General features: G+C 42.6%; 24 protein-coding genes and 2 tRNA genes. 3 read left to right on the top strand and 23 right to left on the bottom strand.

The window, feature by feature from the left end; all coding sequences use genetic code 11:
• Positions 1–9: 9 nt before the first annotated feature.
• From cobA to H9647_RS17205, 15 genes are all read right to left on the bottom strand, one after another.
• Entirely contained in the window at positions 10–1,545 is a 1,536-nt protein-coding gene (gene cobA, locus H9647_RS17275) for a uroporphyrinogen-III C-methyltransferase (RefSeq protein ID WP_191802232.1), read from the bottom strand.
• A 5-nt stretch (positions 1,546–1,550) separates the two neighbouring features.
• Complete coding sequence (hemC, locus tag H9647_RS17270; RefSeq protein ID WP_191802230.1) at positions 1,551–2,495, bottom strand: hydroxymethylbilane synthase; 945 nt, start codon at positions 2,493–2,495, stop codon at positions 1,551–1,553.
• A 4-nt stretch (positions 2,496–2,499) separates the two neighbouring features.
• The gene (locus tag H9647_RS17265; protein WP_191802228.1) at positions 2,500–3,150 is read right to left on the bottom strand and encodes a precorrin-2 dehydrogenase/sirohydrochlorin ferrochelatase family protein; all 651 of its coding nucleotides are present in this window, start codon (positions 3,148–3,150) and stop codon (positions 2,500–2,502) included.
• A 10-nt stretch (positions 3,151–3,160) separates the two neighbouring features.
• Entirely contained in the window at positions 3,161–3,988 is an 828-nt protein-coding gene (ccsA, locus tag H9647_RS17260; protein WP_191802226.1) for a cytochrome c biogenesis protein CcsA, read from the bottom strand.
• A gap of 17 nt (positions 3,989–4,005) precedes the next feature.
• Complete coding sequence (gene hemA / locus H9647_RS17255; protein WP_191802224.1) at positions 4,006–5,391, bottom strand: glutamyl-tRNA reductase; 1,386 nt, start codon at positions 5,389–5,391, stop codon at positions 4,006–4,008.
• A gap of 373 nt (positions 5,392–5,764) precedes the next feature.
• Positions 5,765–6,163, bottom strand: coding sequence for an adenosylmethionine decarboxylase (gene speD / locus H9647_RS17250; protein ID WP_191802222.1), 399 nt, complete (start codon positions 6,161–6,163; stop codon positions 5,765–5,767).
• A 423-nt stretch (positions 6,164–6,586) separates the two neighbouring features.
• The gene (locus H9647_RS17245; protein WP_191802220.1) at positions 6,587–7,174 is read right to left on the bottom strand and encodes a non-ribosomal peptide synthetase module; all 588 of its coding nucleotides are present in this window, start codon (positions 7,172–7,174) and stop codon (positions 6,587–6,589) included.
• 250 nt (positions 7,175–7,424) lie between these two features.
• Positions 7,425–8,084, bottom strand: coding sequence for a ribosome biogenesis GTP-binding protein YihA/YsxC (gene yihA / locus H9647_RS17240; protein ID WP_191802218.1), 660 nt, complete (start codon positions 8,082–8,084; stop codon positions 7,425–7,427).
• Positions 8,085–8,102: 18 nt separating this feature from the next.
• Positions 8,103–10,439, bottom strand: coding sequence for an endopeptidase La (gene lon / locus H9647_RS17235; RefSeq protein ID WP_191802216.1), 2,337 nt, complete (start codon positions 10,437–10,439; stop codon positions 8,103–8,105).
• An 87-nt stretch (positions 10,440–10,526) separates the two neighbouring features.
• Complete coding sequence (gene lonB, locus H9647_RS17230; RefSeq protein WP_191802214.1) at positions 10,527–12,266, bottom strand: ATP-dependent protease LonB; 1,740 nt, start codon at positions 12,264–12,266, stop codon at positions 10,527–10,529.
• 183 nt (positions 12,267–12,449) lie between these two features.
• The gene (gene ispG / locus H9647_RS17225) at positions 12,450–13,547 is read right to left on the bottom strand and encodes a flavodoxin-dependent (E)-4-hydroxy-3-methylbut-2-enyl-diphosphate synthase (RefSeq protein WP_191802212.1); all 1,098 of its coding nucleotides are present in this window, start codon (positions 13,545–13,547) and stop codon (positions 12,450–12,452) included.
• Positions 13,548–13,673: 126 nt separating this feature from the next.
• Positions 13,674–14,933, bottom strand: coding sequence for an ATP-dependent protease ATP-binding subunit ClpX (gene clpX, locus H9647_RS17220; RefSeq protein WP_191802210.1), 1,260 nt, complete (start codon positions 14,931–14,933; stop codon positions 13,674–13,676).
• A gap of 12 nt (positions 14,934–14,945) precedes the next feature.
• Positions 14,946–15,536 carry an ATP-dependent Clp endopeptidase proteolytic subunit ClpP gene (gene clpP / locus H9647_RS17215; RefSeq protein ID WP_191802208.1) on the bottom strand — a complete coding sequence of 197 codons (591 nt, stop codon included), beginning with the start codon at positions 15,534–15,536 and terminating at the stop codon, positions 14,946–14,948.
• A 435-nt stretch (positions 15,537–15,971) separates the two neighbouring features.
• The gene (gene tig / locus H9647_RS17210) at positions 15,972–17,300 is read right to left on the bottom strand and encodes a trigger factor (protein WP_191802206.1); all 1,329 of its coding nucleotides are present in this window, start codon (positions 17,298–17,300) and stop codon (positions 15,972–15,974) included.
• A 133-nt stretch (positions 17,301–17,433) separates the two neighbouring features.
• Positions 17,434–18,366, bottom strand: a complete 933-nt coding sequence (locus H9647_RS17205) for a hypothetical protein (protein WP_225229367.1) — start codon at positions 18,364–18,366, stop codon at positions 17,434–17,436.
• 244 nt (positions 18,367–18,610) lie between these two features.
• Here H9647_RS17205 and H9647_RS17200 point away from each other — a divergent pair.
• Positions 18,611–18,684 (top strand) — tRNA-Arg (locus tag H9647_RS17200).
• A 239-nt stretch (positions 18,685–18,923) separates the two neighbouring features.
• Here H9647_RS17200 and H9647_RS17195 read toward each other — a convergent pair.
• Together H9647_RS17195 and H9647_RS17190 are read right to left on the bottom strand one after the other, a co-directional pair.
• Positions 18,924–19,157, bottom strand: coding sequence for a hypothetical protein (locus tag H9647_RS17195; protein WP_191802204.1), 234 nt, complete (start codon positions 19,155–19,157; stop codon positions 18,924–18,926).
• A 142-nt stretch (positions 19,158–19,299) separates the two neighbouring features.
• A tRNA-Arg gene (locus H9647_RS17190) sits at positions 19,300–19,373 on the bottom strand.
• Between the two features lie 143 nt (positions 19,374–19,516).
• On the opposite strand from H9647_RS17190, the gene H9647_RS17185 reads away from it, so the two are divergent.
• On the top strand, positions 19,517–19,810 hold the full coding sequence (locus H9647_RS17185) for a DUF4870 domain-containing protein (protein ID WP_191802202.1): 294 nt from the start codon (positions 19,517–19,519) through the stop codon (positions 19,808–19,810).
• A 149-nt stretch (positions 19,811–19,959) separates the two neighbouring features.
• Here the strand turns inward: H9647_RS17185 and mgtE are convergent, their stop codons facing one another.
• The 4 genes from mgtE to H9647_RS17170 form a co-directional block, all read right to left on the bottom strand.
• On the bottom strand, positions 19,960–21,339 hold the full coding sequence (gene mgtE, locus H9647_RS17180) for a magnesium transporter (RefSeq protein ID WP_191802200.1): 1,380 nt from the start codon (positions 21,337–21,339) through the stop codon (positions 19,960–19,962).
• A 245-nt stretch (positions 21,340–21,584) separates the two neighbouring features.
• Positions 21,585–21,713, bottom strand: a complete 129-nt coding sequence (locus H9647_RS26030) for a hypothetical protein (RefSeq protein WP_263621324.1) — start codon at positions 21,711–21,713, stop codon at positions 21,585–21,587.
• 73 nt (positions 21,714–21,786) lie between these two features.
• The gene (locus tag H9647_RS17175) at positions 21,787–22,140 is read right to left on the bottom strand and encodes a hypothetical protein (RefSeq protein ID WP_191802199.1); all 354 of its coding nucleotides are present in this window, start codon (positions 22,138–22,140) and stop codon (positions 21,787–21,789) included.
• An 18-nt stretch (positions 22,141–22,158) separates the two neighbouring features.
• Entirely contained in the window at positions 22,159–22,494 is a 336-nt protein-coding gene (locus tag H9647_RS17170) for a hypothetical protein (protein ID WP_191802197.1), read from the bottom strand.
• 179 nt (positions 22,495–22,673) lie between these two features.
• Between H9647_RS17170 and asnB the strand changes: the two genes are divergently transcribed.
• Entirely contained in the window at positions 22,674–24,518 is a 1,845-nt protein-coding gene (gene asnB, locus H9647_RS17165; protein WP_191802195.1) for an asparagine synthase (glutamine-hydrolyzing), read from the top strand.
• Positions 24,519–24,622: 104 nt separating this feature from the next.
• Here asnB and H9647_RS17160 read toward each other — a convergent pair whose 3' ends face one another.
• Entirely contained in the window at positions 24,623–25,249 is a 627-nt protein-coding gene (locus H9647_RS17160) for an XTP/dITP diphosphatase (protein ID WP_191802192.1), read from the bottom strand.
• A gap of 7 nt (positions 25,250–25,256) precedes the next feature.
• Positions 25,257–26,012 (bottom strand): ribonuclease PH, encoded by a 756-nt coding sequence (gene rph, locus H9647_RS17155; protein WP_191802190.1) that lies wholly within the window; start codon positions 26,010–26,012, stop codon positions 25,257–25,259.
• Positions 26,013–26,094 lie beyond the last annotated feature (82 nt).

Genomic DNA, 26,094 nt, shown 5'->3' with positions numbered 1-26,094 from the left:
ATAACCTAATTATTTATCTTTCAGTTCGCACAAAGCATCCGTTAGACTGTCCATTGCAGCCTTATCCGATATGATGCTTACAGAAAGGCCCGCCTTCTCTGCTTCTTGAGCAGTAACGGGACCGATACATACAACATGCACTTTATTAAGAAGCTCTACTGGATTGTCATTACCCATTTTCTTCAGCAATGCAAGCAAGTGTGTTACGGTAGAAGAGCTTGTAAAAGTAACAGCATATATTTTCCCTTTTTCCAGCAGCTGAATGACATCATCATCCCATTCATCGGGAATCACTGTCTCATAAATGTGGGCTACGCTAACTTCCAGACCTTTTTCACGAAGTCGATCCGGCAGCCAAGACCGCGCAAGATTTCCACAAGGCAGAAGAACCTTCTGACCTGGCAACAATTCATCTCCAAAGGTGTCCATTAAACCTTCTTGCTGGTAAGACCCTTGCACTTCTTCTGCTACAATTCCTTTACTTCGTAAAACTTCTCTTGTAGAAGGTCCAATAGCTACGATTCTAGCTTTTGATAATGCACGGATATCCAGGCCTAGCTCTTCGAGATGCTTAAAGAAGTATTCCACTCCGTTAACACTCGTAAAGAATACCCAATCATACTCCGGCATAGAGGCGAGTGCGTTTTTGATCTGATCTCTTGTTTCTGCTGAGACGGGAGGCACGGTTTCGATCACAGGCAGCTCATAAGCTTCTCCGCCAAGCTCTTCAATTCGATCTACCAGATCAATCGCTTGTGTTCTAGCCCGTGTGACCAAGATTCGTTTACCGAATAAAGGCATGGATTCTACCCATTTGAGGCGTTCACGTTGTTTAACCACATCTCCTACCACGATCACACCGGGCGGAAGGAATTTATTCTCTATTACTTTGGCTTCAATATCCTCCAGCGTTCCGATCAGTGTATCCTGTTCTGCCCATGTTCCCCAGCGAATAAGGGCTACAGGCGTATCCTTTGGTCTGCCATGATCAATTAGCTGCTTACTAATATATCCAATATTCGCAACACCCATCATAAAAACAAGTGTTCCGGTTGCATTCGTTACCTTATCCCAGTGGATGGCACGGTTCATTTTTTCTGGGCTCTCATGTCCTGTAATAATCGAAATAGAAGAAGCGTAATCCCGGTGAGTTACGGGGATTCCAGCATAGGCAGGTACACTGATTGCAGAAGTTACTCCTGGTACAATCTCAAAAGGTACGTTATTCTGCTTCAATAATTCTGCCTCTTCACCCACTCTTCCAAAAATCGTAGGGTCTCCGCCTTTTAAACGAACAACCTTCTTCCCTGCAAGAGCCAAATCAACTAGAAGCTGATTAATATCATCTTGTTTCATCGTGTGTCGATTTGTCTTTTTGCCTACATAAATTTTTTCTGCTCCCGGTTTCATAATTCGAAGCAGTCTAGGACTCGCTAGTCGATCATATACGACAACATCTGCCTTTTGAATACATTCCCATCCCTTAACAGTAATGAGCTTTGCATTGCCCGGACCTGCCCCTACTAGATAAACTTTCCCTGTCATGGATATCATCCCCTTACATCTGCCAGTATCTTCTCTGCACCCATTTCAATTAATCGGCTGGCCACAGCCTTACCAAGCTGTTTTGGATCAGTACCTGTTAAGGTTTGTTTCAATACGGTCTGACCATCCGGTGTACCTACCATACCCGTGAGTTCAATCTGTTTGTCTTCCATGTTACTACCCGTAACCCATGTGGCATAAGCTCCAATAGGAACCTGGCAACCACCGTTCAGCACATGTAAAAACTCTCGTTCAGCAGCAACCGGTCTGGCTGTTACTTCATCATTATATAAAGAAAGAAGTGTAAGCAGTTCTTTATCATCCTTACGGCATTCAATACCCAGCGCCCCTTGACCAACGGCTGGTAAACAAGTTTCAGGAGATAAATATGAGGTGATTCGATCACTCCATCCCATGCGTGAAAGACCTGCTGCAGCTAAGATAATTGCTTCAAAACCTTCCGTCTCCAGTTTACGTAAACGAGAATCAATATTCCCGCGGATCCACTCTACATTGAGATCAGGTCGATAAGCCTTCAACTGACTGGCACGGCGAAGGCTGCTGGTACCGATCTTTGCTCCATGAGGAAGCTCATCAAGCGAAGCACCATTTCGAGAGATCAAAGCATCTCTTGGGTCCTCTCGTTTGGGTACGGCCCCCGTCGTAAGTGATTCAGGCAACACCGAAGGCATATCTTTCATACTATGTACCGCCATATCAATCTCTTTGTTCATCATTGCCTGTTCGATTTCTTTGACAAACAGTCCTTTGCCGCCTACTTTTGACAGCGTAACATTTAGGATCTGATCTCCTTTAGTGACAATTTTCTTCACTTCAAAATCAAACTCAAGTCCATGCTCTAAACATATCTTTTTCAAATCTTCGATGACATGACCTGTTTGTGTCAATGCCAAGGCACTTTGTCTGCTTCCCACAATAATTGTACGCATCTTATTACCCCTCTCGATTGACAGTAATCCACTTTACCATTTCTTCCTGTGACCATGAATGAAACCGTTTTTCTCGAATTTGTATTAAAACATCCATTTCAAGCACCCGATCAAGCAAGTACTTTCTATCTCTACGATCTTCGACTTCAAGCTGAATGACCTCTCGAAATTGCTGTAAAAAATCAAGGTAAATCTCATATTCTTCCCCATAGTTGGCTCTCATCTGTTCCATAACTTGTTTTGCAAATCCAGGGCTTGCACCTGATGCAGAAACCGCAATCGTTAATTTACCGCGGCGTAAAGAGCTGGGTGTAATAAAATCACCTGTACTCGGAGCATCTGCACGGTTAACAAGTATGTTTCTCTGCTGGGCTTCGGCAATGACTTGTTCGTTGACTTCCGGGCTATCCGTTGCCGCATATACAAGAAAAGCCCCTTCCAGGTCTCCCTGGAGGTAGGGCTTCTTACGCCATTCGGCTTCACCCCGGTGAACCATGTGAAGAAGGTTTTCCGTCACTTCGGGGCTAATAATAGTGAGCAACGCTCCTGAACCTGCAAGAGCCTCAATCTTTCGCTCTGCTACCTTACCTCCACCGATAACAATGCACCTGCGCCCTGAACAATTTAACATAATTGGTACATAGTGATTCTCCATGCGTAATGTCTCACTCCCCTGTCCAGCGATGAAACATTGACCAAGCGTTACTCAAAAAACTAACAATAACAAAAGCATATCCAATCAAAATCCACCTTGCCATTATATGCTGAGGTGCATCAATATATCGTTTTGATACAAAATAACCAACATAAATACATAGAGCAATAAAAGTAGCGAGTACTTTCAGATCCAATAGGTACAGCCACTGCTTCTCGGCAACAATCGACAAAATGGCGAGGATCACAGATATCCCAAGAATGGGTGTACCGATCAGGCTTGCTTTGTTCATATACGATTGCAGAATTTCAAGGCTTGGCACACGTCTCATAGAATCATTCCAACGTTTTAACTTCAGTCTGTAATGTAAAAAGAGATAAATCAATGCAAAAACTGCCGATACCGTCAGTGCTGCAAATCCAAGATTTGCAAGTGCAATATGCATTACCAGCATACCATGTACGGTCTGCCAATTGAGTAGTGCATTCTCACTCGGAGCGAGCCAAAAGTCACTAAGCACCAAAGCGCTGAAACTGACTACATTCAGTAGGAATACAATGTATTCTGACCTCTGCCCCCGGCTTAATATGAATGAAATTAATACGATACAAAATGAAAACAAGAAAATAAAATCGTACATGGAGTAGATGGGAACATACCCTTCATTCACCGTATAGAACAAAAGATATAGAAACTGCATTATCGATACAATAACAAGAAGCCCTGTGCCTATCCGCTTTGCATTCGCATTACGACGAATACAATCCGAGAAATAAAACAGAAGGCTCAGAGCGTAAATATAAATGATGAAACTGTGAATCGTATCATGAACCGTCACTTAGCTCTACACCTGCCTTACAGGCTCACAGGAACATAAGCGAGACGCGAAGATTCCTTTGCAGCTCCATGGTTCATTTCCACGGCAGGCTGTAAGCTCCCTTGAGAAGGAGCAATGTCCTGTTTCTTGTCATCAACCTCATCCTCGAGCCCAAACATTTTGGTAAACATCAATAAAGCGTCGTCTGCTTTTTTATCAGCAGCCATTTCTTTAATTTGGTTAATCGGCTCATGAGTTATTTGATTCAGCATACTTTTGGTAAGACGCCGAATGACTTTTCGCTGTCTATCATCCAGTTCCGGCAGCTTATTAAATAAACTTTCGAGTGTATCCTCGTGAACAGTATTCGCTTTTTCTTGAAGGGCACGAATGACAGGTCGTACTCCCAGCGTTGTAAGCCACTGCTGAAAAGCGATCATTTCTTCTTCAATAAATGCATCAATTTTAGCGGCTTCCATACGGCGCATTTCAAGATTGGTCTCTACTACGCCTTCCAAATCATCAATATCATATAAGTAAACATTGGACATATCACTGATTGCAGGATCAATATCTCTTGGGACGGCGATATCAATCATAAAGAGCGGACGTGCTTTTCTTCGCTTCATGCTTTCTTTCATCATATCCAGGGAAATAACAAAGTCTTTAGCACCCGTAGAACTAATCAGAATGTCGACTTCATGTAATCTGGAAAATGCCTGTTCCATAGTACAAGCGGTTCCTTGGAATTTTTTCGCCAATTCTTCAGCCCGTACAAAGGTCCGATTCGCGACAATAACTTCTTCCGCTCCATTTGCGTACAAATGTTGCACGGTAAGTTCGCTCATTTTTCCCGCACCAAGAATCATTACTTTTTTGTTCAAAAACGAGCCGAAAATTCGCTTACCTAGTTCTACGGCTGCATAACTCACCGAAACGGCAGCTTCCCCAATGGATGTTTCTGAATGTGCTCGTTTACCAACCGTAATCGCATGTTTAAATAGTTCATTAAACCACGTACCTGTTGCTTTCTCTTGCTGTGCACACAAAAAAGCTTGTTTAACTTGCCCAAGAATCTGAGTTTCTCCAATAACCATAGAGTCAAGCCCGCTTGTCACACGAAACAGATGACGGATTGCCTGCTCATCTTCGTAGATATAAAGATGCTGGGTGAATTCTTCACGAGAAATTCCAAACCATTTCTCCATAAAACTACGAATAAAATAGCCGCACATATGAAGACGATCGACTACCACATACATTTCAGTCCGGTTGCATGTAGCTACAATGACGCCTTCCAATACACTATTTGTCTTTTTAAGCTGCTGGAGTGCAAGGGATAAGTCCTTCTCATCAAACGTAAAACGTTCCCTGACTTCTACAGGCGCTGTGCGATAATTCAATCCAACTGCGACGATGTGCATTGCAAGTTCACCTGCCTCTACGATTTCATTAATTTTGTAAATGATCTATATCACAATGCGCTGTAAACAGCACATGATCTTGAGTACATAATGCAAACAATACTCAGTATAACATATGTATTTACCCGGCTAAGTGCTTTTTATGACATGTTTATGAAATCCTCATTTTACAGGCATAGCTTTCGCTTAATTTTACCGGCTCTTCATATCTTTATGCAGCGACGGAGACACCCTGCACTTTTCTTAGTTCAAATCTTAAAATGAAATTATTCACCCAATTAAGTATACCAGAATTGTAAAATATCTACATATATAAAACAACCATGGATATTTATCCATGGTTGTCAGTTTAATCAATATTATTAACTTTCCATCAAACAAGTTCGATTTGGTTCATTTCAGGTGTTTCAACCTTCATTTCACCCAAACCGCGAACCAATTTTTTGGCGTACGTTTTTTCTGGTTTCAGTACGGACACCAGGTAGTCAATGGCTAACTGCGGGTCTACCGTTTCTCCACAAGTATAACAATCAATTGCGGCAAAACCTCTCTCAGGATACGTGTGAATCGAGAGATGGCTCTCTGACAGCAATACAAGTACTGTCGCTCCTTGAGGTTCAAATTGCTTGGATTGTACAGACAATACTGTCGCACCACAAGCCTCAGCTGCATCAATCATCTGAGCTTGCAAAAACTCCTCATTGTTCAGTAAATCAAAGTCGACTCCCCAAGTATCAACAGCAACGTGTCTTCCGAAAGTTGAATATTCCATCTTCCGGTTCCCCCTTCCTAGGAATAAAATGTTTGAAAAAATTTCATCCGCTAGGACCTACGTCATTCACTTCCCGAGGGAATAATCTCTCGCAACATTCAATGTCCTGAGTGAATCCTGGTTCCTATATTCTTTTCAACGAGATTAAAAGTAACATCTATCTAATGCAATTGCAACAGTTTTTTTACAAGCACTGCAAATAAATACATCTGTTACTATGAAGTAAATCACAATCACTTAGTAATCGGAACTGTAGGGGCCTAAATCGGAGTTTCACTCCGAATCGAAACAATCCTTTTTATAAAGATTTGCGATCTAAAAAGGTTAATTCATCCTTGTTTATACAAACAAAAAAACTCCATACCACAGTAGGGTAAGGAGTTCTAGAAAATAATATGCTAGCGTATTTCCTTCGGGAAGTACTTATGCTTCTAAAGCAAATAAAGTAAACGTATGAGTGCGTAATTGCTCGTCAATCTTAGCAATTCCTTCTTGATTATAGGTTACATTCCGTAAATCAAGCAGTTCGTTAACACTTCTTTTAACCTTTGTAATCTGTTGCTCGACATCTCTCATTCGGAATACATCTTCCATTTCCTGAAGTGTATTTTTGTATTGATATACCGTCTGGGATTGATTCTCTTTTACTTCCACAATTTTACGCACAGATCCTTTTGAATAGACATAAGACATTGTAAACCCAGCGTATACCCGATTTACAATTCCTTCTCCTTTGAAGCAAAGGAATAACTTGCGCACCAAATTAGTTAAGTGTAAATTTACCAAGCGGCAAGACAACTCACAGACATAAAACCCTTCTCTACGATCAAATGGAAAATGAACTTCCTCGCCTGCATGATCCTCTAGTACAATTTCCTGTCCTCCATTACCAAGAATTTTCACTCTTGAATGGACATGACCGTCTTCTGCCATCTGCAAGAACTGCTTCATTTGAGTTTCCGACAATTTCAAAGTGGCTTTAACATATTCTGTGGCTAACCGCTGAGCCATAAAAATCTCCCCAATTCTTTCCTGATTTTCATCAGGCCGGTGTATTCACCGGAAATTTCGTAACAAGCTTATGCCTGACTCTATTATACACTACCTTTTAAACGGTTCGCTCCTTCTCTAAACCATAAAAACTTGCGCAAAAACCGTAAATAAGGGGATAAGCGCTTAAATTCTATAGCTGATAGGGAAGATGCTCACTTTCCTGCATTAAAAGTTCATGCTAACTCTGTCATCCTGCATTTTAGGCTTGTTACGCTTCGTGAGTTGAGGTTTCCTGGCCTTCTTCTACTTCATCCTGCTCTTCTTCCTCACCGAATGGATCATTAGAGAATGCATAGCGGGAAATAACTTCCCACAATTCATCTCTGCCAAGACCTTCTTCCGAAGAAAAAGATACAAATGAATCATCTGGATGGATCTGAAGGGCTTCTTTTATAATTTTTGCATGTTTGGCGCGTTTTGTTTTTGGAATCTTGTCCATCTTTGTAGTTACGATACAAACAGGAAGACCATGGTGTTTGAGCCAATCATACATCATAATATCATCCTTGGTTGGTGCATGACGCATATCGATCATCTGCATCACAAGTTTCAGTTCCGAACGCTCCAGCAAGTATTTCTCCATCATTTGTCCAAATAATGCTCGCTGTGTTTTAGAAACTTTAGCATATCCATAACCCGGGAAATCGACAAAATAAAGCTGATCATTAATACGATAATAGTTAAGTTGTTGCGTTTTACCTGGTGTCGAACTCGTTCGTGCCAGGTTTTTCCGATTAATCATACGATTAATCAGTGATGATTTCCCCACATTGGAACGCCCTGCCAGAGCAATCTCCGGCAAGGCATCCTCAGGATATTGACTGGGGCTTACAGCACTAATAATAAATTCCGATCTTGTTACTTTCATAGTTGATAATTGTCCTCTCTAATGCACTCCTGCTTGTTCTACAAGAGCATGCTGCAGTACTTGATCCATATGAGCAACAGGAATAAATTCGATATCTTCTCGAACACTGTCCGGAATATCTCTTAAATCACGTTCGTTGTCCTTAGGTAATAAAATTTTCTTATATCCAGCTCGGTGAGCTGCCAGTGATTTTTCCTTCAGTCCTCCGATCGGAAGCACTCGGCCCCGCAGCGTGATTTCACCCGTCATCGCTACGTGTTTGGACACATGACGATTCGTGAGGGCTGAAATAAGTGCCGTTGCCATCGTGATCCCTGCTGAAGGACCATCTTTAGGAATAGCACCTTCCGGTATATGAATATGAATATCATTTTTCTCATGGAAGTCTGGCGCAATCCCAAGTTCAATCGCCTTGGAACGAGTATAGCTAAATGCTGCTTGTGCAGATTCTTTCATCACGTCTCCAAGTTTCCCGGTTAGGGTTAACTTGCCTGTTCCCGGCACAACAGTCACTTCAATCACCAAAGTTTCGCCGCCAACCTCTGTCCATGCAAGACCTGTCACTGTACCGATCTGATCTTCAAGATCTGCTACACCGTACCTGAATTTACCCGGACCTAGATAATCTTTAATCTCTTCCGGTGTAATGATGATACTTCCTTCATACCCTGTCACAATTTTCTTGGCTGCTTTACGGCAGAGGGATGCCATCTGCTGTTCTAAGTTCCGTACACCGGATTCTCTTGTATATTCACGAATGACTTTCAGCAGTGTATCTTCACCAACCTGAAGCTGCTGCTCTGTAAGACCATGCTCTCGAATCTGCTTAGGCAACAAATAGCGATTCGCGATTTGCAGTTTCTCTAGTTCCGTATAACCCGGAATATTCAAGAGTTCCATACGATCAAGAAGCGGTCTAGGAATACTGTGCACAGTATTCGCCGTTGTCACAAACATGACATTCGACAGATCAAAAGGCAGTTCGACAAAATGGTCACTAAATGTGTTGTTCTGTTCCGGATCTAACACTTCAAGAAGCGCTGATGACGGATCACCGCGGAAGTCAGAAGCCATTTTATCAATCTCATCAAGTAAGAAGACAGGGTTAAGTGAACCTGCTGTTTTCATGCCTTGAATGATTCTGCCCGGCATTGCGCCTACATAGGTTCGGCGATGACCGCGAATTTCCGCCTCATCACGAACTCCGCCAAGTGAGATGCGTACAAATTCCCGTCCAAGTGACTTCGCTATAGAACGGGCCAAAGATGTTTTCCCTACCCCAGGAGGTCCTACAAGACAGAGAATCGGGCCTTTGAGCTTCTTAACCAGCTTCTGAACTGCTAAGTACTCAAGCACTCTCTCCTTCGGTTTCTCCAGGCCATAGTGATCTGCATCAAGTACTTCTTCGGCAGCCTGAATATCAAGATCATCTTCCGTCGAACGGCTCCAAGGCAAAGCAAGCAGCCAATCAACGTAATTTCGAATAACGCCGCCTTCCGCAGAGCTAGCCGGCATTTTCTCAAGCCGATCAATTTCTTTGTCTACCTTCTCCTGAACCTTCTCAGGAAGATTTAGAGCAGCAGCTTGGTTGCGCAGTTCTTCCACTTCACCTGCACGGCCTTCTTTTTCTCCAAGCTCCTTTTGAATTGCTTTCATTTGTTCACGCAGATAATATTCCTTCTGCGTTTTTTCCATCTGCTTTTTCACACGTTGGCTGATCTTACGTTCAAGCTCCAAAACTTCCCGCTCGTTATTAAGAATATCGAGGAGTTTCTCAAGTCTTTGCTTAACGTTAATCGTCTCCAGAATTTCTTGTTTATCTTTAATCTTAAGTGAAAGATGGCTGGTTATTACATCCGCAAGACGCCCAGGTTCTTCAATATCAGACACCGCCGCGAGTGTCTCCGGGGTAATCTTTTTAGACAGATTTATATAATTTTCGAACTGGTTCAGTAGCGTTCTCATTAGAGCATCCGTCTCCGGATGGTTTGTCTCTTCTTCAGGAAGTTCTACTGCCAGTACTTCATAAAAATCAACATTATCTGTGTATTCGGTAATTTCCGCACGTTCCAATCCTTCTACAAGAACCCGAATCGTCCCATTCGGAAGCTTCAGCATCTGTCTGACCTTCGCCACTGTCCCGATCCGGAAGATGTCTTCTCTTGTAGGTTCTTCAATATTTACTTCAGATTGGGAACACAGGAGGATTAAATGTTCTTCTACCATCGCTTTTTCCAAAGCCTTAACTGATTTCTCCCTGCCCACATCGAGATGAAGTACCATACTCGGGTAAACAAGAAGTCCTCTCAAAGGCAGTAAAGGAAAACGACGACCTTTGGCTTTGCTCGGTCCCATCGCTTTCACACCTCCAATGGCTCTCAAGTTGTTATCATTCATTATTTTATCAAATGTTCACATAAAAAACCAATGAAGGGACAAGCATTACATGCTTTCGGTACTATTCAGTTTACCGTTCCGATTATGATCAGCATGCAGAACAGATGGAGAGGAAGGCGGAAAGAGTTCCGTAGGAGGAGAAACAATCTCGTCCACTACTATTTTTTCCGACTCACCAAACACATGCTGGAACACTTCTTCAGCCGTCTCAACCGGAATCACACGTAAGCCTTCCAAGTTATCAAAAATGGATTGCCAGTTCTCAGCTGGAATAATTACTTTTTTGACCCCTGCTTGAAATGCTGCTTCCACCTTAGCCAAAACGCCACCGATTGGCTTCACTTTTCCGTGAATACTTATTTCTCCTGTCATGGCCAGCTCATGATCTACAGGGATTCCTCGAATTGCCGAAACAATCGCCGTTGCCATCGCAATCCCAGCGGAAGGTCCATCAATCGGCGTTCCACCAGGGAAATTAATGTGAAGATCATAATTAGATGGCGAATACCCCATAGCACGAAGAACAGTCAGTACATTCTCTACAGAACCTTTTGCCATGCTTTTGCGGCGCAGTGTTCTAGATCCTCCACCAATCTCTTCTTCCTCTACGACACCCGTAATGTTATAGGTTCCTTTGCCTTTTGATACAGGTACAGCAGAAACTTCAATTTCAAGCAACGCTCCCATATTTGGACCATACACAGCAAGTCCGTTAACAAAACCGATTTGAGGACGACTTGGTATTTTCCGATCAGGTCTTGGCTGAATTTGACTACTGCTCGCTACCCATTCTAAATCAGAGGCTTGAAGTTCATCCCGATTTTCCGTCAGGGCAAGTCCGGCAGCAAGCTGTACGATGTTTACTGCTTCCCGACCATTCGTCGCGTACTTTTTAACAACTTCTACTGCTTCCGGATTCGCTGAGAACCCGATTTTGGATATTGCATCTTCCGCAATTTGTCCAATCTCTTCTGGTAATAGCGCGCGGAAAAAGATTTCCATACAGCGAGAACGCAGTGCTGGCGGAATTTCATGTGGAGATCTAGTCGTTGCACCAACAAGACGAAAATCTGCCGGCAACCCATTTTGGAAAATATCATGGATATAAGCAGGAGTATGCGTATCTTCGGAATTGTAGTACGCACTTTCCAAAATCACTTTGCGATCCTCGAGTACTTTCAAAAGTTTGTTCATTTGAATCGTATGAAGTTCACCAATCTCGTCCACAAATAAAATCCCACCATGCGCTTTGGTAACAGCTCCCGGTTTCGGCTGAGGAACACCAGCTACCCCCATTGCACCCGCTCCTTGATATATCGGATCATGTACGGATCCGATGAGAGGATCCGCAATTCCCCGTTCATCAAAACGCGCTGTGGTCGCATCGATCTCTGTGAATTTGGCATCTGCCTTAAAAGGAGAGGCCGGGTTCTTTTTCGCTTCCTCTAAAATGACCCTGGCTGCCGCTGTCTTCCCTACTCCCGGTGGACCGTAAACAATGACATGCTGAGGATTACCGCTGCAGAGAGCGGCCTTCATGGCGCGCAGGCCATCTTTTTGGCCAACAATATCTTCAAGCTTCGCAGGTCGTGTCTTTTCAGCAAGCGGCTTCGTCAGCGAAATGGCTCTCAGCTTCCGTAGTTTATCCAATTCTTTGCGAGATTCCTTTTCTACCGCACTTCGATTACTCTTTTGCGAGCGCAGCATATTCCAAAAATATAACCCAATCACCACTCCAAAAAATAAATTGACCAACATAATGATAATCGTTATTTCATTTCCCATATCTATGTCCTCCTGTTCAATCTTTGTTTCACATATTTTTGCCACGTAAAAAGTTCGATACTTGGTAGTATAGCCTTTTCCCCTTGTGGTAAACGTAAAATACGGATGAAGTAGGACGGAAAAACAAAAAAAAGCCAACTTTCGCGGTGGAAAGTTGACTTATCTTATATAGATAATAATATATTAGTGCTTACGGCCAGGGATGACCCCTGTTTCTTCATAGGCAACCACAATTTTATCAATTTCTTTTTTCAATTCATTAACCATCTCTGCCTCAGGTACCTTGCGAATCATCTCTCCATAACGGAATAACAATCCTTCTCCCCGAGCACCGGCAATACCGATATCTGCTTCTCTTGCTTCTCCTGGACCGTTAACCGCACAGCCGAGTACAGATACTTTAATCGGTACTTTAATCTGTGAGATATACTCTTCCACTTCGTTTGCAATGGAGAATAGATCAATATCAAGACGTCCACAAGTCGGGCAAGAAATTAGCGTAGCTGCATTCGAGATCAGACCAAACGTTTTGAGCAGTTCTCTTGCTACCTTTATTTCTTCTACCGGATCGGCGCTAAGTGAAATACGCATCGTTGAACCAATCCCGAGTGAAAGAAGTGCTCCCATTCCCGCTGAACTCTTAATCGTTCCAGAGAACAGGGTGCCAGCTTCTGTAATCCCAAGATGAAGCGGATAAGGAATAACCTGAGCTGCTTTAGTATAAGCTTCAATCGCCATGGGTACGTCAGATGCTTTCAGGGATACGATAATATCGTGAAAATCAAGCTCTTCTAGAATACCAATGTGATAAAGTGCGCTTTCTACCATCGCATCTGCTGTAGGATATCCGTACTTTTCGAGCAAATGATTCTCAAGAGAACCGGCATTGACTCCAATACGAATCGGGATACCTTTTGCTTTACAAGCTTCAACTACTGCTTCTACCTTTTCACGGCGGCCGATGTTCCCTGGATTAATACGAACTTTATCAATCCCGTTCTCTATCGCCTTCAAAGCCAGCTTGTAGTTAAAGTGAATATCCGCTACCAGTGGGATATGAATCCGTTTCTTAATTTCTTTAATCGCATCTGCTGCTTCGTCATTATTTACCGTTACGCGAACGATCTGACAACCTGCTTCTTCCAGACGCAAGATCTCAGCAACGGTTGCTTCTACATCGGCAGTTTTTGTCGTACACATACTTTGTATAATTACTTCGTTGCTTCCGCCGATGGTAATATCTCCAACTTTTACGGGACGTGTATCTTGTCTCAGAAACATGATGGCTTTCTCTCCCCATAACGTCAAATCTCCACCAGCAAGAGGACTGGAATATCCAGTAATAAGCCCCTGTACCAGTGGAGTATGACTAAATTATTTAAACTAGATAAGTGGGATCAGCCAAGATCACGCACTTTCTTCCTGTTTTTTATCTTTTTCATCTCCACTACGTAATTCAGGTGTTGTTTTTTCTTCAACAACCTGTTGTGTAATTACGCATTTGGTTACATCTTCACGAGATGGCACTTCATACATTACATCAAGCAATAAGCCTTCGATAATGGCACGAAGTCCACGAGCTCCTGTATTCCGTTTGATCGCTTCACGAGCAATGGCCTCAAGTGCTCCTGGTTCAAACTCAAGAGTAACATTATCGAGTTCGAGCATTTTCGTGTACTGTTTAACCAGTGCGTTCTTCGGCTCAGACAGGATGCGAACAAGTGTGTCTTCATCAAGCGGCTCCAAAGTAGAAATGACTGGCAAACGTCCTACAAATTCCGGAATCAAACCGAACTTGAGCAAATCTTCTGGAAGAACCATGCCAAGATATTCTCCTGGTTTCAAGTCCTTTTGCTCTGTTGCAGAGTTAAATCCGATTACTTTTTTACCGATACGGCGTTTAATCATTTGCTCTAGTCCATCAAAGGCACCGCCGCAAACGAATAGAATATTCGTTGTATCGATCTGGATAAACTCTTGATGTGGATGCTTACGTCCACCTTGTGGCGGTACGGAAGCAACCGTTCCCTCCAAAATTTTGAGGAGAGCTTGCTGCACACCTTCACCAGAAACGTCACGTGTAATCGAAGGATTCTCCGACTTACGTGCAACTTTATCAATTTCATCAATATAAATGATGCCGCGTTCTGCTTTTTCTACATCATAATCCGCTGCTTGGATCAACTTGAGAAGAATATTCTCAACGTCTTCACCAACATACCCTGCTTCCGTCAAAGACGTAGCATCTGCAATTGCAAACGGTACATTCAGAATTTTAGCCATCGTTTGAGCAAGTAAAGTCTTACCAGAACCTGTTGGTCCTAGAAGCAAGATATTACTTTTCGACATTTCCACGTCGTCAATTTTGCTCTGTGTATTAATACGTTTGTAGTGATTATAAACCGCTACAGACAATGATTTCTTAGCTTGATCTTGACCAATTACATATTGATCGAGAATATCACGAATCTCTTTTGGTTTCGGAATATCCTTCAGATCAATCTCTTCATCATGACCGAGTTCTTCTTCCACGATCTCCGCGCAAAGCTCGATACACTCATCACATATATACACCCCTGGTCCCGCCACTAACTTGCGGACTTGTTCCTGGGATTTACCGCAGAAAGAACATTTCAATTGTCCTTTCTCATCGTTAAATTTAAACATATAACCACCCCTTTAAGAATTGATCGGTTTGGTGAGTACTTGGTCAATGATACGGTACTCTAAAGCTTCTTCCGCACTCATGAAATAGTCACGGTCCGTATCACGCTCGATTTTATCAAGGGGTTGACCTGTACGCTCCACGTAAATCTGATTCAGTTTCTGACGAGTCTTAATGATCCAGTCAGCATGAATCTGAATATCGGATGCCTGACCTTGGACTCCGCCCAGCGGTTGATGTATCATTACTTCACTGTTTTCAAGTGCATATCGCTTACCAGGAGCACCCGCTGTTAGTAGCAGAGAACCCATGCTGGCAGCCATACCTACGCAGATCGTGGATACGTCTGGCTTGATAAACTGCATCGTATCATATATACCCAACCCTGCTGTAACAGAACCACCAGGTGAATTGATATATAAACTGATATCTTTTTCCGGATCTTCTGCAGCCAGGAAAAGAAGCTGGGCGATTACAAGATTCGCCACATCATCATCTATTGCACCACTGAGAAAGATAATCCGATCTTTCAGCAGCCTAGAGTAAATATCGTAAGAACGTTCTCCGCGATTCGTTTGTTCAACAACCATAGGTACGAGACTCATGTGTAAACCTCTTTTCCTTAATAGAATCTTTACCGCACAAGTCAGGGAAAACATAAGAATCTGTAAACATTTTTACAGTACATCTTATTTTAACATGTTCCCTGTTTCATGTCATATAGATCCGCTTTCTCACAGAACCAATAATAAGAAAGCTTGATCATATTTAACCATTTTTTTTATGTATGTGCAAATGCGCCTTCCGACATATAGAGTAAAGACCTATATATTCAGTATATGGAAGGTTATAAAAATTATCACGCATATTAATTAATATCCATCTAATAATAAAAGTTACTATAAAATGGATATTACTTAGAAAAAATAAGGCACGTAAAAAACATTACGTGCCTTATCTGATATACGTGATTTGCATATTGCATAAATCCATTTCCATTTCCGGTTCTGGATTTATACTACATGCTCATATGTGAGTGATTATTCAGCCGCTTCTTCTTTAGCTTCTTCAGCAGGAGCATCTACCTCTTTGCTGTTTGCCAAAAGGAAGTCGATTGTTTTACGAAGCAATACTTCTTCTTTCAAGCTGTCGAGAGAACCGTTGCTTTCAAGAATTTGACGAATCTCGTCAACAGAGCGTTTGAAAGAAGCAGCCATGTTGTTCAGCTCTTCGTTTACATCTTCTTCTGTTACTTCAAGATTCTCTTGTTTACCGATTGCTTCAAGAACCAAGTTGTTACGAACGCGTTTTTCAGCATCGTTTTTCATTTGGTTTTGAAGATCTGCTTCTGTTTGACCAGAGAAGCTCATAAACATTTCAAGGTTCATACCTTGTTGACGAAGACGGTTGTCAAAGTCACGCATCATGTTGCGAACTTCGCTGTTGATCATTCCTTGTGGAATTTCAACATTTGCATTTTCAGCCGCTTTTTCAACTACGATATTTTCTTGAGTTGCTTTTGCTTCTTCTTCTTTGCGGGAAGCAAGTTGTTTTTTCAGATCTTCTTTGTACTCAACAAGTGTGTCGAATTCACTAACGTCTTTAGCGAACTCATCGTCAAGTGCAGGAAGTTCTTTACGTTTAATTTCGTGTACTTTCACTTTGAATACCGCTTTTTTACCAGCAAGTTCTGCTGCATGGTATTCTTCAGGGAATGTCACTTCAACGTCTTTGTTGTCGCCTGTTGCAAGACCAATTACTTGCTCTTCGAAACCAGGGATAAATGTGTTGGATCCAAGTTCAAGGGATTGACGCTCAGCAGTTCCGCCTTCGAAAAGTTCACCATCAACAGAACCTTCGTAGTCGATAACAACAACATCACCAGATGCAGCTTGTCCTTCTTCAACTACTACAAGTTCAGCATGACGCTGTTGCAGACGCTCTAGTTCAGCAGCCAGTTCTTCTTCAGAAACTTCAGTGCTTACTTTAGGAACTTCAAGACCTTTGTACTCGCCAAGTTCAACTTCAGGTTTAACTACCACTTTTGCTTTAAACTTGAATGTTTGTCCTTTAGCAAATTGATCAACATCAACTTCTGGTTGTTCTACAGGGAAGATTGCTGTTTGGTCAACAGCTTCCGTGTATACTTCTGGAAGAAGGATGTCAATTGCATCCTGGTACAAGCTCTCTACGCCAAAACGTGCTTCGAAGATTGAACGTGGAACTTTACCTTTACGGAATCCAGGTACATTTATTTTTTTAACGACTTTATTAAAAGCCTTGTCGAGAGCAGCAGCTACACGATCAGCTTCTACTTCAACTTCAAGAACCCCAAGGTTCTTCTCTATTTTTTCCCAAGTTGCTTTCATTTATGCTTTCCCCTCCAAATTTCACGTGTTAACCATTGTCAAGCGCGTACAAAATAACCATTTTAGTATAAACAACATTAAATGCAATTTCAAGGGTAAACCCTTGCAAACACAGCAGGAAAAGTTTTATACCCTATTTTGTGCCCAGTCCTCCTGAAACAAATTGCTTAATTGAGCGATACGCCTGCTCAAATCGGAACCTAACCTCGCTCGTGATCCCATACACTGTGCGTATCTCTTCTTCATTGTGCGAACCTCCCAAACTCTCAGCCACCGCAGCATGAAGAGCAGCGGCCCACATATCGAGCATGGATTCATCGCCTTCCAGCATAGAGCGGTAATCACTTGTTCCAAAAACGGCCATGATATATTGCGACCAAAGTTCCTGAGCAAAATAAAACAAAGTGGGCTCGTGAACTTCCGTCTGTTCTGCGACACGTTCTAGAATCCGAAGAACAGCATGCGGGAAATCTTCAGGTTTCAGAGGTACTGTCTCTATTTCTACTTCGACCTTCTCTGTTCCTCTTTGCAGAGTAACATGAAAGTCAGCCCCTCTTTTCCGCAGGGTTTGAAGCACTCTGAACTGGAGTAAAGGATGTAATCTGCTATGTTCAATCCATTCTCTTAGTGATTCATCGACGCTCGGCACGTCTACGTATGCTAGCTGGTCAAGCGCAAGCATCGTTTGTTCACTCAGCGGCTCTTCCTTCAAAATACGCAGTAATTTATTCGCATAATCTCCGTCTTCAGCCAGCTTATTTTTCGCATTTTGGCGTGCTAAATCCTCTTCACTTTCAATTTCATCCTCTTCTTCAGGAACCGGATTATTATCATCAGCACTTATATATTGAGGAAAGGCTGCCTTTAACCATTCAAGCAACGCTGCCCATTCTTCATAATTTCTCTGATCCTGTCCCTGGCACTGAAGCAGAAATTCAAGCAAATTCATCGCTTCCGCATAGCGTTCATTTTCCAGCATAACGGTGAGCTGAATCTGATAAAAGTCTAGTGTCTTAGGAAACAATACAATATTTTTATCTGTAGTGTGTGAACTTGTATCTTTCATTAAGATTACCTCCTCTCTACCCGGAAGCTTAAAGCGACTCGTTGATTATATAGAAACCCGTAGACTATGTATAGCACTAATATATTAGAATAACCGAAAGTGACACAGAAAAAACATAGAGCTCTCCATTTTATAAAATAATCCGAAACAAGTAACAGATCGCTGCACACTTTTTATTTTATTTTTACTATAACTGTTGACTTCACGATTTATATATGTTATGCTCTATTTCGCGCTTGAATTTGTCTCAGTAGCTCAGCAGGATAGAGCAACGGCCTTCTAAGCCGTCGGTCGGGGGTTCGAATCCCTCCTGGGACGTATAATGCATTAAGGCATCCTTTATAGGATGCCTTTTTTTTATGTCTTCGGGATGAGACCCCCTACAAGGGGCGCGTCGGAGCTTTTTTTCCTTATCGTTCTTTCGCTTGTAGCCCGCAAGGTGGTCTCTTTCCTGAAACTTTATAAAATACCAATAAGAAAAAAGAGAGACATCCATCTGGATATCTCTCTTTTTTTGTATGGAAAAGTATAGCTATTATGTGTAGTAAGTTTCTGCTTTACTCAGCTGATTTCTTCTTCAAGCCGATAATGGATCGATCCAATAACATACCAATCAGCATCCAGAAAACAACAGCAACGATGTAAATAACAAAAGAAGAAATATGTGCTCTATTCATGTTTGGTACAAATTCAATGAACCAAGCAACAGGGCTAACACCCATAATCAAAATATTGTAGTCATCAAGACCAAAATAGTTTAACAATACCACCAAGAAAACGATGAAAGGCATCCACACAGCAAATTTTTTCCTAGCGTATCTCTCCTTAATTATGTTTATCTGTCCGCAAACTCCAAGTTAAATCGTTATATATTTGATAAGGGATCTATAAAAAAAACAAAAAAGACATCCGAAGGGATGCCTTTTCTTTGTACGTCCCAGGAGGGATTCGAACCCCCGACCGACGGCTTAGAAGGCCGTTGCTCTATCCTGCTGAGCTACTGAGACAAGTTATGTAGTTTTTCACGTGCGATACTTATTATATCGCAAAATGACTATTTGTCAAAGTATTTTTTTTAGGTATCATCCTAGGCATGCTAGGGTAATATGATGTAAATATTATAAAACAAAAAAAGGAGCGTTCCTAGCTTATGCGACAACTACTCTCATCCCTTAGTTATTTCAGTATTTTCTTTGCCCCATTTTTGCTTCCACTCATTGTATGGATCGTAGCACAAGATAACTATGTTAGGGGGCATGCCAAGAAAGCATTCTTCTCGCATGTGTTTCCTTTTCTTGCGCTGATACCGCTGTTAATCTTCATGTTTAATGCGAACCATACAACTTCTATTATCGGCTACGCGATCCTTTTCTTCGTTATTTATATTGCTGTTTTTATCTATAATATTTTTCAAGGTATTAAGGTGCTCCGCGATGATGCTTAATTCCTTGCTGTAATTTAGAAAAGAAAGCAGTTGATTCCTATGAAGTGTACCTCCCATTGTTATTTGTATCTAACAATAGAGTACAGCTTTGGAACAACTGCTTTTTTTATTCAAGCGAATCAATTTCATAGTACCTTTCGATGATTCAATCATGTTAAATAAGAAATAAATACAGTAGCGGTGCCAAAATAAACTGATAATGAGAATAAGTCATTCAGTGTAGTGATCAGCGGACCGGAAGCTACGGCAGGGTCTATTTTCAGCTTGTACAATATAATAGGGATGATCGTTCCCGCCATCGTCCCAATAATAATCGTCAGAAGGAGCGAAAATCCAATCACTGCCCCTAGTGCAAAACTCGTCTGCCAGAAACCAGCAACAAGCGCAACACTGATACCGCAGATCCCACCAATAATAAACCCTACGAGTAATTCTCGCCGCAACAAGCGGGTAATCGTCTTCCGATTCATTTTTGTTTGAGGGTTAAGTCCACGAATAACCACGGCTAAGGACTGTGTTCCCGTATTTCCTGTCATCCCTGCGATCATTGGCATAAAAAAGGTTAGAGCTACAACTTTACTAAGCGTGCCCTCAAATATACTGATGATACTACCCGATAACAAACCAAGAAACAAGAGCATAATGAGCCAGGGCAGACGGCGCTTGGCAGCGGTCAATGGATGCGTATTAAAATCGATGGTTTTGTCGGTAGCTGACAATTTGTTAATATCTTCATTTGCTTCTGCCCGCAATACGTCAAGGACATCGTCAAAAGTAACAACCCCGATTAATTTTCCATTTGCATCTTCAACCGGCATAGACACAAGGTCATACTGTTCAAATAAATGGGCTACTTCCTCTTGGTCCATATCTGCCGGAACCTTGACTACATTCTCGCGCATCAAGTTCTCAATGAGATCCGTAGCCTGAGCTAGTACCAAATCACGGTATGTGGTCAGACCAATCAATTCTTTCTCTTCATTTAGCACGTATAGATCTTGTATATCATTCGTCAGATCTGCAAAATGTTTTACTTTCTCGACCGCTTCACGAACCGTATATTTGGCATAAAACCATACATAACGGTTGGTCATAATGCCCCCGGCCGTCTCTGGACCGAAGTTCATGAGCTCACGAACCGTCTCTCTCTCCGTTACTTCCATAATAGAGAGCATATATTCTCTCATCTCTTCAGGTATCTCACCTAATAAATCGGCAAGGTCATCGTTATCCATCCGATTTAAAACTTGAGCTGCCTTTTCCTTACTAAGTATGTACAGTGCACTTACCTCAACCATGGGAGAAAGTTCGCTGAGCATCCCTGTCAATGTCTCAATCTCAAGAGCATTCATAAACTGCGGACGATAGGCCTCATTTATCTCTTCGTAAACAACAGCGAGATCGTAAGGTTCCCATTCTTCAAGCTCACTTACCATCTCATTGATGCGCCCTGTTTTTATAGCTTCTTCAAGGCTTAAAGTCAGGGCATGCAGGTCTTCTTCTCTACTACGTTTATCTCGTCTTCTCATTTTCATCACCTTCTGTTCCTAATACAAAATATATTGACTACAACCGCACACTGCTTGTCTATAAAAATAATTCTTTACCTTGTAAACTTTTACCCGAGCTGGGAAATGCAAAACCAACCAAATCAACAATTTCTTCTTATCCGGCTTTTTTCTGTAATACGTTACTGTATGTATTTTCCCTTTTCTAAGTAGACAGCCTCCACCCTTCCCTAAAGAAAGAGTGGAGGCGTCTGTTGCAGCCCGGGTTATTTGTTCCCGAAGCGCATCGGGTTACGATGTACTTCATGTTGGTTGTTCTTCGCAAGTACTTCCTCAGCAAACTCATTATTATCCTTATAACGGTTTCCCTTACTTTTCTTGTACTTTGAAGTCACTTTTCAGTTCACCTCCCCGGGTTACAGGAGTATTATGTGTCATTGTCGCATTTCATAATCAAAATTATTTGCATCATTTTTTGCTAAAAAGTCGATTTCGTAAATCCTGATTTATAGATCCATAACTTAGCAAAGACTGCATGAACTGCTTTTTTTCCTGCTCTGCCACCATATCTACACGATTCTCAAAAGCAATCTCCGTCGCATCCTCAAAAGCGGTATTCTCATTATCGTTATACCAGTCCAGTGTAAGATCATGATGGTTTCTTATGATTCTATGGAGATCCAGCGATCCGTCTGCACTGCCTGTTATGTATAACAGTAAAGAGGGATCTCCCATTCTGGCGGGTTCTACGGCAACTTCTACACAAGATCGACCATCTAGCTCCAGTTCTTTTGTTATTTTCGCATCCTGAATGACATACATATTCCCCTTCTCCTTCCGTTACTGAAAGTCTTGTCTATTGACGTAATCTCGTACGATGCCATATTGCGACAAATGGCTTCGCGTGTCATTCGTTCCTAACCGATAAATTTCGTTATACACATTTTGAAGTGCTTCCTCATATAACACATTGACGGAGGCTTCTTCTGTATCGGGCCATGGAAAAACATATCCGGGAAAGGCCTCTTCTTCTTTTTCCTGCATTAAACTTAGCAGCCCTTGCAGATTCTCTGCCTGTTCAGGCGTTGCTTGAATGATCCACTCGTAAGAAGCAGCTCTTTGGTCAGCAAGAACGGATCGTCCTCCTACCGACACGAAATACAGGCTCTTTTGCAATGTTCATCGCTCCTCATGCATAGTTTTCTCATTTATAGTTTCGGATGCGGACAGACATTTTATGCCTGAATTCGGCATATATTTGTTTTACTGTGAGAATAGAAATATAAGGTAGGACCGCTCCCCACTCCCTAAAAACAAACTTCTGTGGAAGAAACGACCAGAAAGGATGAACTCTCATGTGCGGAATTACTGGATTTATACAGTGGAATCATGATCTCACGCAGGACTCGGAACTTCTTGTTCGCATGACTGAAAGTATGTCGAATCGAGGACCTGATGCGGGAGGAACATGGATCTCTGGACCGTGCGCCTTTGGGCATCGAAGATTGAGCGTCATGGACCCTGAGAACGGTGCCCAACCAATGATTATGAACCACAGCGACAAACAGTATACCCTTGTATACAACGGAGAGCTTTATAATGCACCGGAGCTAAAAAAAGAACTGGAACAGCGTGGACATCGATTCAAGACCACTTGTGATACAGAGGTGCTTTTGGCAAGTTATGTGGAGTGGGGACCCGGATGTGTAGACCGATTTAATGGTATTTTTGCTTTTGTTATATGGGACAGCGGCCGCGAACATATTTTTATGGCTCGGGATCGTTTAGGCGTAAAACCACTTTTCTACAGTCATCAAGGGGATACACTCGTATTTGGTTCCGAACCAAAAGCCCTGCTGCTGCACCCTGCTGTGGAAGCTGTGGTTGGACCTGAAGGACTTGCGGAAATCTTTATTATTGGTCCTGCCAGAACACCAGGTCATGGTGTATATTCCTCAATGAAAGAACTTCGGGCAGGTCATGCCGCTTTGTTCACTAGAAATGGTTTTCGTTCTTACGCTTACTGGAAGCTTGAAAGCAAGCCGCATGAAGATGATGTGGATGCAACAGCTGCCGAAGTAAGACGCCTGCTTATAGATACGCTCGAGCGTCAACTTGCTTCCGATGTACCGCTAGGCTCTTTGTTATCAGGAGGACTTGATTCAAGCGCACTGTCTGCACTTGCCGTTAATTACTATAAAAAATTAGGCCAAGGCAACATCGATACATTCTCGGTTGATTACGTAGATAATGACAAACATTTTAAAGCCCATGCTTTCCAGCCTAATTCGGATGCTCCTTTTATTCAGCGAATGGTCGAAGAATTAAAAACCAACCATCATTTTATAGAATTCGATACAGATGAAGTAGTAGGTGCACTAAATGCAGCCACGATATCCAGAGATTTGCCGGGGATGACCGATGTCGATTCCTCGCTTTATTTGTTTTGTCGGGAAATTAAGAAAAAAGCAACGGTTGCGATTTCCGGTGAGGCTGCAGACGAAGTATTTGGCGGATATCCATGGTTCCATCGTGAAGACATGCTGAACTCCGGCACCTTTCCTTGGGCGGTTGCGCCCAAAATGAGAGCAAGTCTCTTATCTGCCGATATTGCCGAGTGGACTCGACCGCTTGAATATTTAAATGATCGCTATTCGGATGCTGTCGCAGAAACACCGCTTCTCGCAGGAGAAACGGGTAAAGCTGCTCAAATGCGTATTATGTCTTATCTGAATATTACCCGTTTTATGCCAACACTGCTCGATCGGAAAGACCGGATGAGTATGGGCGTTGGTCTTGAAGTACGCGTTCCTTATTGCGATCATCGTCTGGTTGAATATGTGTTTAATGTTCCATGGGAAATTAAGATCACCGGAGATCGCGAGAAAGGCATTCTGCGTAAAGCACTGGAAGGTATTCTACCTGATGATGTGCTCTATCGTAAAAAAAGTCCGTATCCGAAAACCCATAATCCAAACTACTTGGCGACGGTACGCCAGCAAATGCTAGATGTGCTGGACGATCCTAGTTCACCGGTATTACCGCTGCTTGATGTGAAGAAAATTAAAGAACTTGCCTCTTCCAAAGACGCATCTTCAAACTTACCATGGTTTGGCCAACTTATGTCCGGCCCTCAGTTATTCGCCTATCTTACGCAAGTTAACTTTTGGCTTAAGACCTACAAAGTGGCGATTCGTTGATAGAGAAACGTATTAGTATTATAAAAAAAGACCTGCCACCGGCAGGTCTTTTTTCTCTTCCTGGATGATAATCTCAGGAAGGTATTCGTGTACTCATAGGTGTACTATGCCTTTAACTTCGCCATCAGTTCGCGCAGTGCAGCTCCCCGATGACTAATGGCTTGCTTCTCATCCAGGCTAAGTTCAGCCATCGTTTTGTCATACTCCGGCAAATAAAAGAGCGGATCATATCCAAAACCGCCTTGTCCGGCACCTTCGGATGTAATAAACCCTTCTACTGAACCGAAAGACTCCACCTTATTTCCTGTTGAAGGATCGTATAGCACTAAGGCACACACAAACCGGGCGGGACTAAGGAGAGGCTGCTCTGTATCTTCACCAAGCTGAAGAGAGCCGAGTGTACTTAGCAGCTTCTCATTATTGTCGGCATCCGTCGCACCTTCACCGGCATATCTCGCAGAGTATACGCCTGGAGCTCCGTCCAATCGATCCACACATAAGCCGGAATCGTCAGCGAGTACAGGAAGATACAGGGCATCGCCTACAGCTTTTGCTTTCTTAAACGCATTAGCAGCAAACGTCTCACCGTCTTCCACCACATCAGGCAGGTCCGGATAGTCATACATGCTCTTTACTTCTATACCAAGTGCAGCAAATGCATGGGAGAATTCACGGACTTTTCCTTTATTCTTAGTGGCTACAATAACAATGGGGCTATCAAGCTGAAACATGGGAGAATCAAGCCTCCCCAATTCCGCGTGAACCGATCTTCAGTGCGATCGGACCTAGTGTTTCTTTCTGCAGCTTAATCATCTCAAGCACACCGCGTTCCCCAAGGCTGAGTAATTCGTCCAGTTCCTTACGGCTGAATGGTCTCTCTTCGCCCGTTCCTTGCAGCTCTACAAATTCACCGCTGCCTGTCATCACGATATTCATATCGACTTTCGCTTTGGAATCTTCTTCATAGTTCAGATCAAGCATAGCTTCCTGTCCTACTACACCAACACTCACCGAAGCAAGATAATCAGTGATCGGGAATACAGGCAAACGATGCTGCTGAGCAATTTTGTCAATTGCAATGGCCATCGCAACAAAGGCACCGGTAATGGAAGTCGTACGTGTTCCTCCATCCGCCTGAATCACATCGCAATCCAGGGTAATTGTGCGCTCACCAAGTGCTTGCAAATCAACCACGGACCGTAAAGCACGTCCAATGAGTCGCTGTATTTCCATGGTACGACCCGTTAATTTGCCGCGAGCTGCCTCACGTTGATTCCGGGTTTGTGTTGCCCGAGGAAGCATGGAATATTCAGCTGTCACCCAGCCTTTGCCTTGTCCCTTCATGAAATGCGGTACTTTCTCATCCACAGTTGCTGTACAAATTACTTTGGTGTCCCCCACCTCAATAAATACGGAACCTTCTGCGAATTTGTTGGTACCTGCGGTTATCGTGATCGGCCTTAGCTGTTCACTGGTGCGTCCGTTAGATCTCATCTTTTACTGCCTCCTACGTCTTAAGCGTCCTGTAATAGTCTTTTTTATTCTACCAAAATGGTCCATCAAAAGCACCTTTTAC

Source organism: Paenibacillus gallinarum (genome assembly GCF_014836635.1).
In the GTDB taxonomy this organism is placed as follows: domain Bacteria; phylum Bacillota; class Bacilli; order Paenibacillales; family Paenibacillaceae; genus Paenibacillus; species Paenibacillus gallinarum.
The sequence above is the reverse complement of the archived record's forward strand: the minus strand, read 5'-3'. Positions and strand labels throughout refer to the sequence as shown.

Bases quoted from the DNA above. Each gene is read 5' to 3' on its own strand.
- cobA (WP_191802232.1), bottom strand. From the start codon at position 1,545: ATGACAGGGAAAGTTTATCTAGTAGGGGCAGGTCCGGGCAATGCAAAG.
- hemC (WP_191802230.1), bottom strand. From the start codon at position 2,495: ATGCGTACAATTATTGTGGGAAGCAGACAAAGTGCCTTGGCATTGACA.
- H9647_RS17265 (WP_191802228.1), bottom strand. From the start codon at position 3,150: ATGGAGAATCACTATGTACCAATTATGTTAAATTGTTCAGGGCGCAGG.
- hemA (WP_191802224.1), bottom strand. From the start codon at position 5,391: ATGCACATCGTCGCAGTTGGATTGAATTATCGCACAGCGCCTGTAGAA.
- speD (WP_191802222.1), bottom strand. From the start codon at position 6,163: ATGGAATATTCAACTTTCGGAAGACACGTTGCTGTTGATACTTGGGGA.
- H9647_RS17245 (WP_191802220.1), bottom strand. From the start codon at position 7,174: ATGGCTCAGCGGTTAGCCACAGAATATGTTAAAGCCACTTTGAAATTG.
- yihA (WP_191802218.1), bottom strand. From the start codon at position 8,084: ATGAAAGTAACAAGATCGGAATTTATTATTAGTGCTGTAAGCCCCAGT.
- lon (WP_191802216.1), bottom strand. From the start codon at position 10,439: ATGGGACCGAGCAAAGCCAAAGGTCGTCGTTTTCCTTTACTGCCTTTG.
- lonB (WP_191802214.1), bottom strand. From the start codon at position 12,266: ATGGGAAATGAAATAACGATTATCATTATGTTGGTCAATTTATTTTTT.
- ispG (WP_191802212.1), bottom strand. From the start codon at position 13,547: ATGTTTCTGAGACAAGATACACGTCCCGTAAAAGTTGGAGATATTACC.
- clpX (WP_191802210.1), bottom strand. From the start codon at position 14,933: ATGTTTAAATTTAACGATGAGAAAGGACAATTGAAATGTTCTTTCTGC.
- clpP (WP_191802208.1), bottom strand. From the start codon at position 15,536: ATGAGTCTCGTACCTATGGTTGTTGAACAAACGAATCGCGGAGAACGT.
- tig (WP_191802206.1), bottom strand. From the start codon at position 17,300: ATGAAAGCAACTTGGGAAAAAATAGAGAAGAACCTTGGGGTTCTTGAA.
- H9647_RS17205 (WP_225229367.1), bottom strand. From the start codon at position 18,366: ATGAAAGATACAAGTTCACACACTACAGATAAAAATATTGTATTGTTT.
- H9647_RS17195 (WP_191802204.1), bottom strand. From the start codon at position 19,157: ATGCCTTTCATCGTTTTCTTGGTGGTATTGTTAAACTATTTTGGTCTT.
- H9647_RS17185 (WP_191802202.1), top strand. From the start codon at position 19,517: ATGCGACAACTACTCTCATCCCTTAGTTATTTCAGTATTTTCTTTGCC.
- mgtE (WP_191802200.1), bottom strand. From the start codon at position 21,339: ATGAGAAGACGAGATAAACGTAGTAGAGAAGAAGACCTGCATGCCCTG.
- H9647_RS17175 (WP_191802199.1), bottom strand. From the start codon at position 22,140: ATGTATGTCATTCAGGATGCGAAAATAACAAAAGAACTGGAGCTAGAT.
- asnB (WP_191802195.1), top strand. From the start codon at position 22,674: ATGTGCGGAATTACTGGATTTATACAGTGGAATCATGATCTCACGCAG.
- H9647_RS17160 (WP_191802192.1), bottom strand. From the start codon at position 25,249: ATGTTTCAGCTTGATAGCCCCATTGTTATTGTAGCCACTAAGAATAAA.
- rph (WP_191802190.1), bottom strand. From the start codon at position 26,012: ATGAGATCTAACGGACGCACCAGTGAACAGCTAAGGCCGATCACGATA.